Raw genomic sequence first — 12,459 nt, 5'->3', positions numbered from 1 at the left:
GTAATCAACCGGACACAACCGTCTTTAGTCCCGAAGGACTGGTAGTAAGGCACCATGCGTTCGCGTCCGCTCGTCCTGCTCGCCGCCGCGGCCGTGGCGCTCACCGCCTGCACCGCCCTCGCCGCCTGCACCGCCGCCGCACCGGCCCGGTCCGGTGCGCTGGCGGTCGGCCTGCCGGAGCCGGGCACGCTGCTGCCCGCCGACGTCGACGATCAGTCCGGGCGCCTTATCACCGGGGCCCTCTGGACGCCGCTGGCCGACTTCGACCCGGCTTCCGGCCGGCTCACCCCGCGCGCGGCCGAGTCGATCACCAGCGCGGACCGCGTGCACTGGACCGTGCGGCTGCGCAGCGGTGGCCGGTTCCACGACGGCACCCCGGTCACCGCGGAGTCTTATGTGGACACCTGGAAGGCGGTGGCGGCGGAGAACTGGGCCGCCACCCCGGTGCTGACCGAATCCCTGCGCGCCAAGGAGATCTCCGCCCCGGACCCGGCGACGATCCGGATCGACCTCGACCGGCCGTCCGGCCAGGTACCCGCACTGCTCTCGGCGCCGGGACTGGTGCCGCTGCCCGCGTCCGTGCTGGCCTCCCGCGACTGGAACGGTTTCGCCCGCCACCCGGTCGGCAACGGTCCGTACCGCCTGGCCGACGGCTGGGCGCCCGGTACCGGCGGCCGGCTCGCGCGCGTGACCCCGGAGCCGGGCCGGGCCCATGAGATCGACCTGCGGGTCGGCGACCCGGTCGAGCAGTACGACGAGGTCCGCGCCGGTTCACTCGACCTCGTGACCTCGGTGCCGGGCGAGCGGCACGAGGCGATGCACACCGACTTCGCCGACCGGCACACCACCTGGCCTCTGCCCGAAGCCGGTTACCTCGTGTTCCCGGTACGCGCGCCCCGATTCGCCGACGCCACCCTGCGGCACGCCTTCGCGCTGGCTGCCAACCGGCAGGAGCTGGAGGACGGCCCGCTCGCCCACCAGGTCGACCCGGCCGTGGCTCTGCTGCCGCCCGCCGACGCCCCCGGCCGGCGCACCGGCACCTGCCGGCCTTGCTCGTTCGACGCGCCCGCCGCGAAAGGGCTGCTCACCCAGGCCGGCTTCACCGGCCCGGCCACGGTCTACTTCGACACCGGGACCGGCGCCTGGACGAATTCGCTGACCGCAGGTCTGAGCAAGACGCTCGGCGTGCCCGTGACCGCTCGGCCCAAGCCCTCGGACGGACCGCTGGAAAGTCCGTCCACAATGGAACTGAAGGCGGCCACCCCGAGTCCGGCGGAGCTGCTGACCGGTCTGGCCGCGGCATCGGGTTACCAGGACCCGGGATTCACGCAGGACCTCGCGGCGGCCGAGTCCGCCGCCACCCCCGAGGAGGCCGGGCAGCTCTACCGCGTCGCCGAGAACCAGCTACTGCGCGACCTGCCGGTGGTGCCACTGTGGACCGGCCACGGCCATGCCGTCTGGTCGCCACGGGTGCACGAGGTCACCGCGACACCGTTCGCGGGCCTCGACCTGGCCGGGCTCGCGATGTGAACCGTCACCACTCACCGGCACTCGGGCAGATCGCCGCCTGAACCGTCATCGCTCACTGGTACTCGGCCTGTCCGCCTGAACCGTCATCGCTCACCGGTATCGACTCGGCCGGGCTCGCGAACCGAACCGCCACCGCTCACCCGCACTCGGCAGCCCGCCACCTGAACCGTCACCACTTACCGGCATCAACTCGGCCGGGCTCGCGAACTGAACTGCCATCGTTCCCGGTATCAGCCTGGGCGGCCTCACCGCCCGAGCCGTCACCGATCACGGGCACCGACTCGGCCGCGCGTCCCAGCAACCACCGCCGGGCACCCCGGCGCCTCAGCCCGCCTGTTTCTCCGGCGTCACCGCGTCCACACTCGCGACCTGAGCCGTCAAACGGTCGCGTGCTCCGCCAGCACCTCGACGAACCCCGAGGTCAGCGGATCCGGCCCCGGCCGGGTGTAAGCCACCAGGCGGCGGCGGACCGGGGTGGACGGCCGCAGCACCCGCCCCTCGAACCGCGACGGCAGGACGTCCGCGGGCACCAGCGCCGGTCCGAGGCCCGCCGCCGCCAGGATCGGCGCCGCCGCGGTCTGCTCCGTGCGCACCGCGGGCCGCGGCCGGAAACCCGCTTCGGCACAGGCCCGGTCGACCAGCTCGGCGAGACCGTGCCCGGGCGCATAGTGCACCCACGCGCAATCGGCCAGCGAGGCCAGGTCGACAGTTCCGTCCGCGCTCGGCTCGGACGCCCCGTCGATGGGGAGAACCACCACGAACTCCTCCGTACCGAGGTCACGCACCGGCCCGTCCCAGTCCCCGGGAACCGGGCCGATCGCCACATCGGCTTCCCCCGCCGCCATCGCCTCGCGCAGTTCCGCGGCGTGGCGGTACTCGAACAGGCGCACATCCACTTCCGGCCGTTCACGGCGCCAGACCCGAAGCGCCGGCGGCAGCACGCCGAGGCTCACCGAGTAAACGGTCGCGACCAGCAGCTCACCGGCCATCAAACCCCCGGCCTGCCGGGCCGCGCACCGGGCACGCTCGGCGTCGGCCAGTGCAGCCCGCGCGTGGGGCAGCATCGCCCGGCCCATCGGCGTCAGCCGCACCGCGCGTGGCAGCCGCTCCAGCAGCGGGCCGCCGACGGTCTGCTCCAACGCCCGCACCTGGTGTGAAAGGGCCGGTTGCGTCACGTGTAGCTGTTCGGCCGCCCGGGTGAACGAACCCGTGTCGACGACCGTGACGAGGTACTCGAGCTGCCGCAAGCTGGCCATGCACGAATCTTATCGCAACCGTGAAAACTAAGCCTTGGACTCATGCCCGAATCGGCTCCAGGATCGAGCCATGAGCACAACGCGGAACGTCGCCCTGGTCGCCGGGGCGAACGGGATCATCGGCCGGAACCTGATCGAGCACCTGGGCGGCCTTGATGACTGGGACGTCGTCGGCCTGTCGCGCCGGGGCGGCCCCGGCACCATCGCCGTCGACTTGCTCGACGCCGCCGACACCCGCGCGAAGCTGGCGGACGCCGGCGACGTGACCCACCTCTTCTACGCCGCCTACCAGGACCGCCCGACCTGGGCCGAGCTCGTACCACCCAACCTGGCGATGCTCGAGAACCTGGTGAACGGCCTCGAACCGGCCGCACCCGGGCTGCGGCACGTGAGCCTGATGCAGGGTTACAAGGTTTACGGCGCCCACCTCGGCCCGTTCAAGACGCCCGCGCGCGAGACCGACGCGGGCCACATGCCGCCCGAGTTCAACGTCGACCAGCAAACCTTCCTCGAACGCCGCCGCGCCGGCCGGCCCTGGTCGTGGTCGGCGATCCGCCCGTCCGTGGTCGGCGGCACGACACTGGGCAACCCGATGAACCTGGCCCTGGTGATCGCGGTGTACGCGTCGATTTCGAAGAAGCTCGGCCTGCCCCTGCGCTTTCCCGGCCGCCCGGGCGCGTACACCAGCCTGCTGGAGATGACCGACGCCCGCCTGCTGGCCGAGGCAACGGTCTGGGCCGCGACCTCGACCGCCGACCAGGCCTACAACATCGCCAACGGCGATCTGTTCCGCTGGAGCGAGCTGTGGCCCAAGATCGCCGCCTACTTCGAGCTGGAAGTGGCACCACCGCTGCCCATGTCACTGGCGGTCGTGATGGCCGACAAAGCTCCACTGTGGACTGAATTGGCGGCCGAGCACGGCCTCACGCCCGCCTACGCCGAAGTGTCCGCCTGGGGTTTCGGTGACTTCGTGTTTTCCTGGGACTACGACGTGTTCGCCGACTCCTCGAAGTCCCGGCGCGCCGGGTTCCACTCCTACGTGGAGACCGAGCAGATGTTCTACCGCCTCTTCGACGAGTTCCGCCGCCGGCGCGTGATCCCCTGACTCACCCCCGCCCGATGAACGGCATCGTAGTGGCCGTGATGGTGAGGAACTGGACATTGGCATCCAGGGGCAGCGCCGCCATGTACAGCACCGCGTCGGCCACGTGGCCGGCGTCGAACGTCGGTTCCGCGGCCAGGTGCCCGTCGGCCTGCGGGACACCGGAGGCCATGGGCCCGGTCATCTCGGTGGCCGCGTTGCCGATGTCGATCTGTCCACACGCGACGTTCCAGGCCCGGCCGTCGAGGGAGATCGAGCGGGTCAGTCCGGTCACCGCGTGCTTGGTCGCGGTGTAGGCGACACTGGCCGGACGCGGGACGTGCGCGGAGATCGAACCGTTGTTGATGATCCGGCCGCCCTGCGGATCCTGGTCGCGCATCAGGCGCACAGCCTGCTGCGCGCACAGGAACATACCGGTGAGATTCGTGTCGACGGTGCGGCGCCAGTCCTCCACCGACAGGTCCGCGACCGTGCCACCGGCGGACACACCGGCGTTGTTGACCAGCAGATCGAGCCGGCCCCACTGGTCACGCACGGCCGCGAACAGCCCCTCCACCGCCCCGGGTTCCGCGACGTCGACCGGGACGACCAGCGCGTTCGCGTCCCCGTTCGCAGTCTCCCGCAGCGCCTCCGCGCGACGCCCGGCCAGCGCCACCCGGTGACCCGAGCCGAGCAGCGCACGGGCGATCCGCCGGCCCAGCCCGGAGCCCGCCCCGGTGACCACCGCCGTTTTGCCGGTCATACCGTTCTCCTCCCGAAATTTCGCAGACTACGCTGATGGGACCACGAGACACCCTGCTCGCCGGGATCGCCCGACAGCCGGGTCGCTCGATCGGGCTGCGCGGCCCATACCGTCGCCCGGCTGCTCAACCGCACCAACCGCGGCCGCGTGACGACGGCGGTCGAGGCACTGGCGGTACGCCGGGCGAAACGGCGCTGGACATCGGCTTCGGCGGCGGCCTCGGCCTGCTGCTCCAGGCCACGAACGGCGGCACCGTGCACGGCGCGGCCACGATGCTTGCCCGCGCCCGCCGGGCGTTCCCCACGAACCGCACCGCGGGACGCCTCGTCCTGCACAAGGGCAGCCTGACCGCGTCGCCGCTGCCCGACGCCGCCGTGACGACCGTGATCACGGCCAACACGGTGTACTTCGTACCGGACCTGGCCCCGGCTTCCGAAGAGATTGCCCGGATACCGGCCCCGGGCAGCCCATTCGTCATCGGCAACCCGGCCGCGATGGCCAAGGCACCCCTCACCGGCCACGGTCTCCGGCTACGCCCGGTGGCGGACCTCGAACGCGCCCTGGCCACGGCCGGGCTCGTGGTGCGCGGGCACCAACGGATCGGCGAGAGACTTTCGGCCTTCCACCTCCTGATGGCCGAACCGGGACAAGGCCTCGGCCACCGGGGAATCCACCTCCGACCATCGGCCGATCCCCGGTGACCGAACCAGCGCGCAGCCAGGCCGCCCGACCATGGTCCGACACTGGGCCGGACCGGTGACCGAACTTCGTCACGCCCGGCAGCCGGGCCACCGCTCGGTCCGGCCACCGAAACTCCCCGGCTCCAGCCGGCCGACCCCAGCACCACGAGCACCATCAACCCCACCAGCATCATCGAAATCACCCCCTCACGCTCGAATCGCCAGCTGCACGCTCGGGACGTCGCCCGCTTCCAGACCTTCGGCCCGGCGCACCGCGGCCTTCACCGGCACGACGTAACGCCCGTCCTTCGGGAACAACGAAGTCGACCAGGTGCTGGACCCGATCCGAGCCCGGACCGGGATCATGCCCCAGCCGTAGCTCACCGAACCCGACTCCGCCCGCAGGAGCCGGCATTCCTCCTCCGGCACGGTGACGAAGTACCAGGGCGCCGGACCACGCCAGAACCACAGCTCGCCGCCGAGCGCGAATTCGAACTCCACCGGGCCACCTCCCTTCGTTGTCCGGGTCTGTCGAGGACCCTATCGAGGCACTCCGACAAAAACGGCCCGGTGAGCGCTGTGCTCACCGGGCCGCCTTGCGGGACAACGAAAAACTACTTCGCGGCGACCCCCAGCGCGGCCAGCGCGGGGCCGGCCATGATCACGCCGTTCCCGGTCACCGCGTCGTAGCCGGGCGCGCCCAGATCGATCGCGGTCGAGACCAGCGCCGTGCGAATCTCGGCCGGGGTCGCGGTGGGCTTTCCGGACAGCAGCAGGGCGGCGATCGCCGCGGCGTGCGGGGCCGCGGCCGACGTGCCGTAGAACGGCTGGAAGTTCGGCACCGACGTGGCGACACCGTCCGCCGCCGTGATGTCCGGCTTGGCCCGGGTCGCGCCGCCGGTCGAGGAGACGTTGCCGGGGGTCAGCTCGGTGCCATCGGCGGCGTAGAACAGGTGACGCTGACCGTCGGAACTGAAGCGCTCCCACTTGCTCGATGCGCTGAACAGACCGGGATACGGGCCGGTCGGGTTCGCCGGGTCACCGGCCTCAAGCGCCCGGCCGAACGCCGTCGCCGCCGGAGCCGCCGCCACGCTGAACGCCGCGGCCGCCGCCGAATGGCCCGAGGTCACCCCCGCTGTGCTGAACGCCTTGAGCGAGCCCGAGTCCACGAACCGGCCGCGGATCACGTTCAGCGCGATGAACCGGTCGGCGCCGCTGGTCTTCACCACGGCGACGCGGTAACCCGAGCCGGTGCTGGGCACGGTCGCGCTCTCGTAGGGGTTCTGAGTGCCGGTCTGCTTGTTCGTGCTGGAGGCGACCACGCTGCCGGAGGAGTTGAGGATGTAGAGGTCGTAGTCGTTGGCGGACTTGCCCCACGGGTCGGACCAGAACAGCGTCACCGGCCGACCCAGCGAGTTCGGGGACAGCGCGTCGCTGGTCTGGGTGGCGCTGCCGGGGTCGAAGTCGTGCGGCGTACCGGTCACACCCGGCAGTGCGGTGTCCGAGGCGCGGAAGTCGCCCTCGTAGTAGCCGCTGGAGCCGTCGGTCAGGTTGCCGGAGTTACCGGCCGAGGAGAAGTACAGCGCGCCGGCGGCCGTGACGTCGTTGACGGCCTGGGCGACCTGCGTGTCCTGGAACGGTGACTCGTCGAAATAGGCGACGTCGTCCACGATCACGGTGCACTTGCCGAGGGTGCGCAGCGCGCGGATGTTCGCGGCGAAGCCCGCTTCGCTGCCGAAAGCGGTCGCGAACCCGAGCGTCGCGCCCGGCGCCAGATCGTGCACGATCTCCAGCATGGCGGTGCCCTCGTCGCCGCTGCCGGCCTGACCGGACAGCACGTCGACGGTGGGCAGCTCACCCGCGGTCTGCGACTTCGACAGCGAGTCGACGCCGTCGGAGAGCACGCACACCTTGACGCCGGTGCCGTTCACGCCGTACTTCGTGCGCGCAGTGTCGGCACCGTGCGCCTTGTCCCCTTCGGACACCTGAGTGGCGGCGACCGCCTTCGCGGCTAGCTGCCGACGCTGCTGCTGCGGGTCGGACTCGTTCCACGTCATCGCCTGCACCGCAGGCGCAACGGTGCTGACGTCACCGCGCGAGGCGATCGCGTCCACAGCGGACAGCGGCAGGTCGGCGCGCACGGCACCGCCCGGCGTAGCAGAGCGGACCGTGCCGCCGGCCGCCTGGACGGCGCGCGAAACAGCCGGGCCGGCGGTGCTGTCGATGTCCACGGAAACCGTGCCGGACGGGCCGACCGCGAGACCGGACTGGTAACCGGGAAGGGCGGCGGCCAGCGTCCGGTCCGCCCGCAAGCGCTTCTCCACCACGAGCTGGCTCGATTGCTTGAGCTCGGCCGGCGTCAACGTCTTCTTGATGCCCTGCAACGCGTTGATCCCGGCCTCGGTACGTGCCGTGGCCGCGTCGGCCGCCGAAGTCTGGGCGGAGGACACCCCGGCCGTGAGCAGCAACGCGCCCACCGCGAGAGGCACCGAGCGCGCGGCAACCCGCCTGAATCTCACCATCCGAGTACTCCCTGGCTGAACGCGCCGGGCGCGCGATTGCGGAGCCGGTCGAGCACCGGCCTTGATCAGGTGAATCTAAGGAGCGGGCCCGGCGGTGAACACCGACCAAAGTTTGGATCATCGGCGCTTCCACATGCTGGGACGACCCAGCTGAGCCGAGCGGAACGAGTTCCGGAACGGTGTCACGCCAGTGCGACTACTCACCGGTCAGCGGCGGGAGCGACGCGATCGCCGCCTTCGCCACGGCGTCGGTGAACACCACTGGGGCAGTTCGCTGTCCCAGCCGAACCGCGCCTTCGCCGAGGGCTGAAGCTCCGGGGCGGCAACTGGAAGATCGATGCTTCGCCAGATATTTGCGCAGGAATTCGGGTCCACCCGATTCGGTGAAGCCCGGAGTTTTTCTCGTTATCCTGCAACGCTTTCTTGTCGCACGATCCGGACGGTCCCGCGCCCGGGGCACGTTGCCGATCGGGTTTTGTCGGTGACCGTGGTTAGCGTCCGAAGATCTCCGGAACCACCGGAGTCGAATTTCGAAACAGGAGGTGCCTGATGACTGGCCATCAGTGCGCGAGACCCTCGCCTGATCTTCGAGAAGCGTGCTCGTCTTGGACAACATCGACGGCCAGATCGTTGAGGCTCAAGGGCTTGAGCGGTCGCGCCAAGCCGCGGCGGTACGCCCACGGCAGCGCGTATGCAGTGCCGGATCACGAGGACTCAGCGTCCGTACATCTCCGGCCGAACGGCCCCATCCGAGTGCGGAAAGCTGTCGGCGGCTTCTTCAGGGAAGCGCCCGACAGCTCTCCGCCAATGATCGAACCGCTCGACGGCTCGGCCACGGCCTGTCACCGGCCCCAAACTACGAAAAAGCAGGTCAGGGCAGGTTCACGGTCACATGTTGATCATGTGTCCGGCCAGCCCGTGCACGGCTTCCTTCACCGCCTCGCCCAAAGTCGGGTGGGCGTGCACGTTGCGAGCCACCTCGTGCACCGTGAGGTCCCACTGCTGGGCCAGGGTCAGCTCCGGCAGCAGCTCGGTCACCTCCGGGCCGATCAGGTGCCCGCCCAGCAGCTCGCCGTGGGTGGCGTCGCTGATGAGCTTGACGAAGCCGCCCGGTTCGCCGAGGCCCTGGGCCTTGCCGTTGGCGGTGAAGGGGAACTTGGCCACCTGGACGTCGAAGCCCTGCTCCCGGGCCTGGGCCTCGGTCCAGCCGAAGCTGGCGATCTGGGGCTGGCAGTAGGTGGCGCGCGGGATCATCACGAAGTCCAGCTCCATGGTCTCCGCGCCGGCGATGGTCTCGGCCGCCACCACGCCCATCGACTCGGAGGCGTGGGCCAGCATGAGCTTCGCCGTCACGTCGCCGATCGCGAAGATGTGGGGCACGTTCGTGCGGCCGCGGCCGTCCACGGAGATGGCGCCGCGCTCGGTCAGCCCGACGCCGGTGTTCTCCAGTCCGTAACCCTCGACATTCGGCTTGAACCCGATGGCCTGCATGACCTTGTCGGCCTCCAGCACCTGCTTCGCACCGTCCTGGGAGACGGTGACGTGGACCTTGCCGCCCGAATCGTCGATAGCCTCGACCTTCGTGGAGGTCAGCACCTTGATGCCGAGCTTGCGGTAGCGCTTCAGCAGCTCCGCCGAGATCTCCGCGTCCTCCAGCGGCACCATCCGGTCGAGGTACTCGACGATGGTCACGTCCACACCGTAGTTGTGCAGCACGTAGGCGAACTCGACGCCGATCGCGCCGGCCCCGGCGATCACGATGCTGCCCGGCAGGTCGCTCTCCATGATCTGCTGCTCGTAGGTCACCACGCGCTCGCTGCGCGCGGTGCCGGGCAGCAGCCGCGCGGTCGCACCGGTGGCCACCACGCAGTGGTCGAAGGTGAGCTGCTCGCCGTTGACTTCGAGGGTGTGCGCGTCGACGAACGTGCCGTGACCGTCGTACTCGGTGATCTTGTTCTTCTTCATCAAGAAGTGCACACCCTTGACGCGGCCGTCAGCCACCTTCCGGCTGCGCTCGTACGCGGCGGTGTAGTCGAAGCGGATCTCCCCGTCGGAGGAGATGCCGTAGGTCTTGGCCTCCTGCGTCACGATGTGCGCCAGTTCGGCGTTGCGCAGCAGCGCTTTCGACGGGATGCAGCCGACGTTCAGGCACACCCCGCCCCAGTACTTCTCCTCCACGACGGCGGCGCTCAACCCCAGCTGGGTCGCCCGGATAGCTGCTACGTACCCGCCGACCCCGGCCCCCAGCACCACGACGTCATAGTGTGCACTCATAGGTCGAAATCTACTCCCCTCCGGGCGGTGGAGGAGCGTGACCGTGCTCGCCCCAGGGGCTGCCGGGCCGGTGTCTCAGACCCGGTTCGCAGGGGGCTGCTCGCCGCGGATCCCGGCCAGCAGTTCGGTGATCGCGGCCATGATCCGCGCGGTCGCCTCGTCCAGCACGACGCGGGTGAGCTTGGCGTCGCGCAGGTCCGAGAGGTCAACCGGCGGACCGGCGACGAGGTCCACGGTCTTGCGCGGGATGCCGCGCGGGAACCACGCCGTGGCGGGCAGCAGATGGTGGGTACCCCAGTTGGCGAGCGGGACGACCGGCACCCCGGTCTCCAGCGCGATGCGCGCGGCTCCGGTCTTGCCCTTCATCGGCCAGCCGTCCGGATCCTTCGAAAACGTGGATTCTGGGAAGATCGCGACGCACTCGCCTGCACGGACCGCCACCACCGCGTCACGGTAGGCACCGGACGCGGTGGCCGCGCCGCGGTAGACCGGGATGTGCCGCCCCGATAGCATGATCCGCCCCACTACCGGCGCCTTCCAGAGGCTCGACTTCGCGAGGTAGCGCGGTACCCGCCCGGCCGCGAGGCAGAAAGCGGTCGCCGTCGCGGGGTCCGCGAACGAAAGGTGGTTCGAAGCGACCAGCACCCCACCCGAGGCCGGGATGTGCCCGGCCCCCCGCACCCGGAACCGGGAGAACAGCACGAGGAACTGCCAGATCACTTCGATCGCCACGCTGTACCACGCGCCGCGGCCGCGGCGCGCGAACCGCCGGCCGTAGACCTCCATCTGCCGGAAGGTCAGCAGCTCGCCCTCGGGAGCCGCCGACTCCAGCCGGTTCCAGCGTTCCCGCGTCCGGTTCAACAGCGCCATAACCGCTATTCGTAGCCGATTCGAACGCCGATCGGTGCCCCTCGCCACCGGACGCGGCGCGGATCACACCGCCGTCGACCTCAGGCAGCGATGGTGACGGCTTGTGCGAAGAAGCCAACGACGAGGCCCGGCCAGGTTTGGGCTAGGCGTCGGTCAAGTCCGGGTGGCGGCCCAGCCGGTCACGGTGGCGGCCCGGCCGCCCACGGTGGCGGCGCACCACGGCTCGATCCGGTCTCGGCGACGGTGCGATCGCATCCGGTCACGACGGCAGTCCAGCCAGTCACGGTGCCGGTTCCCCAGGTCACGGCGGCAGTACAGCCGGTCACGGTGCCGGTTCGCCCGGCGCACGGTGGCGGCCCAGCCGGTCACGGCGGCGGCCCAGCCGGTCACGGTGCCGGTTCGGCCAGGTCACGGCAGCGGTCCGGGTTCTGGGCCTCGGTCAGGGCGACCGGTCGCGGTCAGGGTGCGATCTTGGTGCGCGGGGCGGCGTTGTCCCAAGACCGGCGCAAGCACGGTCAGCCTGCGGCGAACCGGTCGGTCGCGCTGATCAGCTCGTGCAGGAGGCCGGGTTCGTCGAAGGCGTGGCCGGCGGCGTCGATCATCTTCAGTTCGGCGGTCGGGAGCACCTGGGCCAGCTCCCACGCGGTGGTGGCCGGGGTGACGGCGTCGTACCGGCCCTGCACGAGTACACACGGGACACCGGTGAGCTTGCCGGCCTCGCGGATCAGCTGGTCGTCGGCGAGCCAGCCGCCGTGGCGGAAGTAGTGGTTCTCGATCCGGGCGATGGCGAGCGCGAACCCGGGCTCGGTGAAGGCGGCGACGACCTCCTCCTGGGGCGTGAACTTCACCGTCTCGCCTTCCCACCGGCTCCAGGCGACGGCGGCCGGTCCGTGCAGTTCGGGGTCCGGGTGGTGGAGCAGTTCGTGATAGACCTCGATCAGGTTCTCGCCGCGGCGCGCGTACGGCACCGGCGCCAGGAACCGGGACCAGGCTTCGGGGAACAGGCAGCCCGCGCCGCCGCCGAAGAGCCATTGCAGCTCCTTCACCCGAAGCGTCGCGACGCCGCGCAACACCAGCTCGCTGACGCGGTGTGGGTACGCCTCGGCGTAGGTGAGAGCGAGCACGCTGCCCCACGAGCCGCCGAAGAGCTGCCAGGTTTCGATGGCGCGGTCCTCCCGCAGCCGTTCCATGTCCGCGACCAGGTGCCAGGTGGTGTTGACCGCGAGGTCGGCCTCCGGGGTGCTGCAGTGCGGCGTGCTGCGCCCGCAGCCGCGCTGGTCGAACAAGACGATCCGGTAGCGCTCGGGGTCGAACAGCCGCCGGTGGCGGGTGGACGCGCCGCTGCCCGGGCCGCCGTGCAGGAACACGACCGGCTTGCCCTCAGGGCTCCCGCACTCCTCCCAATAGATAACGTTTCCGTCGCCCACCGGCAGCATCCCGTGGTCGTAGGGTTCGATTTCCGGGTACAGACCGAGCATGACGC

10 protein-coding genes are annotated in these 12,459 nt (G+C 70.5%); 3 read left to right on the top strand and 7 right to left on the bottom strand.

Annotated features, from left to right (window positions below):
• Positions 1-54: 54 nt before the first annotated feature.
• Positions 55-1,530 (top strand): ABC transporter substrate-binding protein, encoded by a 1,476-nt coding sequence (locus NYF13_RS15000; RefSeq protein ID WP_315657078.1) that lies wholly within the window; start codon positions 55-57, stop codon positions 1,528-1,530.
• Between the two features lie 377 nt (positions 1,531-1,907).
• Here NYF13_RS15000 and NYF13_RS14995 read toward each other — a convergent pair whose 3' ends face one another.
• Entirely contained in the window at positions 1,908-2,786 is an 879-nt protein-coding gene (locus tag NYF13_RS14995) for a LysR family transcriptional regulator (protein ID WP_315657077.1), read from the bottom strand.
• A gap of 70 nt (positions 2,787-2,856) precedes the next feature.
• On the opposite strand from NYF13_RS14995, the gene NYF13_RS14990 reads away from it, so the two are divergent.
• Positions 2,857-3,891: an SDR family oxidoreductase gene (locus tag NYF13_RS14990; protein ID WP_315657076.1), complete on the top strand. Its 1,035-nt coding sequence runs from the start codon at positions 2,857-2,859 to the stop codon at positions 3,889-3,891.
• A 1-nt stretch (position 3,892) separates the two neighbouring features.
• Here the strand turns inward: NYF13_RS14990 and NYF13_RS14985 are convergent, their stop codons facing one another.
• Positions 3,893-4,630 (bottom strand): SDR family oxidoreductase, encoded by a 738-nt coding sequence (locus NYF13_RS14985; RefSeq protein ID WP_315657074.1) that lies wholly within the window; start codon positions 4,628-4,630, stop codon positions 3,893-3,895.
• Positions 4,631-4,665: 35 nt separating this feature from the next.
• Here NYF13_RS14985 and NYF13_RS14980 point away from each other — a divergent pair, with 35 nt between their 5' ends.
• A complete protein-coding gene (locus NYF13_RS14980; protein ID WP_315657072.1) occupies positions 4,666-5,331 on the top strand; it encodes a methyltransferase domain-containing protein in 666 nt (221 codons plus the stop codon).
• A gap of 186 nt (positions 5,332-5,517) precedes the next feature.
• Here NYF13_RS14980 and NYF13_RS14975 read toward each other — a convergent pair whose 3' ends face one another.
• From NYF13_RS14975 to pip, 5 genes are all read right to left on the bottom strand, one after another.
• The gene (locus tag NYF13_RS14975; RefSeq protein WP_315657071.1) at positions 5,518-5,811 is read right to left on the bottom strand and encodes a DUF1905 domain-containing protein; all 294 of its coding nucleotides are present in this window, start codon (positions 5,809-5,811) and stop codon (positions 5,518-5,520) included.
• A gap of 113 nt (positions 5,812-5,924) precedes the next feature.
• A complete protein-coding gene (locus NYF13_RS14970) occupies positions 5,925-7,832 on the bottom strand; it encodes a S8 family serine peptidase (protein WP_315657069.1) in 1,908 nt (635 codons plus the stop codon).
• Between the two features lie 888 nt (positions 7,833-8,720).
• The gene (gene lpdA, locus NYF13_RS14965; protein WP_315657067.1) at positions 8,721-10,106 is read right to left on the bottom strand and encodes a dihydrolipoyl dehydrogenase; all 1,386 of its coding nucleotides are present in this window, start codon (positions 10,104-10,106) and stop codon (positions 8,721-8,723) included.
• Positions 10,107-10,181: 75 nt separating this feature from the next.
• Positions 10,182-10,976 carry a lysophospholipid acyltransferase family protein gene (locus tag NYF13_RS14960; protein WP_315657065.1) on the bottom strand — a complete coding sequence of 265 codons (795 nt, stop codon included), beginning with the start codon at positions 10,974-10,976 and terminating at the stop codon, positions 10,182-10,184.
• 515 nt (positions 10,977-11,491) lie between these two features.
• Positions 11,492-12,454: a prolyl aminopeptidase gene (gene pip, locus NYF13_RS14955; protein WP_315657064.1), complete on the bottom strand. Its 963-nt coding sequence runs from the start codon at positions 12,452-12,454 to the stop codon at positions 11,492-11,494.
• Between the last annotated feature and the right edge of the window lie 5 nt (positions 12,455-12,459).

The organism is Amycolatopsis sp. PS_44_ISF1, assembly GCF_032335455.1.
Lineage (GTDB): Bacteria > Actinomycetota > Actinomycetes > Mycobacteriales > Pseudonocardiaceae > Amycolatopsis.
Note: the sequence above shows the minus strand (reverse complement) of the source record. Positions and strands in the feature narration are given on the sequence as shown.

What these genes read in the sequence shown, in the direction of transcription:
- NYF13_RS15000 (WP_315657078.1), top strand. Translation starts at nt 55, where the DNA reads ATGCGTTCGCGTCCGCTCGTCCTGCTCGCCGCCGCGGCCGTGGCGCTC.
- NYF13_RS14990 (WP_315657076.1), top strand. Translation starts at nt 2,857, where the DNA reads ATGAGCACAACGCGGAACGTCGCCCTGGTCGCCGGGGCGAACGGGATC.
- pip (WP_315657064.1), bottom strand. Translation starts at nt 12,454, where the DNA reads ATGCTCGGTCTGTACCCGGAAATCGAACCCTACGACCACGGGATGCTG.
- NYF13_RS14995 (WP_315657077.1), bottom strand. Translation starts at nt 2,786, where the DNA reads ATGGCCAGCTTGCGGCAGCTCGAGTACCTCGTCACGGTCGTCGACACG.
- NYF13_RS14960 (WP_315657065.1), bottom strand. Translation starts at nt 10,976, where the DNA reads ATGGCGCTGTTGAACCGGACGCGGGAACGCTGGAACCGGCTGGAGTCG.
- lpdA (WP_315657067.1), bottom strand. Translation starts at nt 10,106, where the DNA reads ATGAGTGCACACTATGACGTCGTGGTGCTGGGGGCCGGGGTCGGCGGG.
- NYF13_RS14970 (WP_315657069.1), bottom strand. Translation starts at nt 7,832, where the DNA reads ATGGTGAGATTCAGGCGGGTTGCCGCGCGCTCGGTGCCTCTCGCGGTG.
- NYF13_RS14980 (WP_315657072.1), top strand. Translation starts at nt 4,666, where the DNA reads ATGGGACCACGAGACACCCTGCTCGCCGGGATCGCCCGACAGCCGGGT.
- NYF13_RS14985 (WP_315657074.1), bottom strand. Translation starts at nt 4,630, where the DNA reads ATGACCGGCAAAACGGCGGTGGTCACCGGGGCGGGCTCCGGGCTGGGC.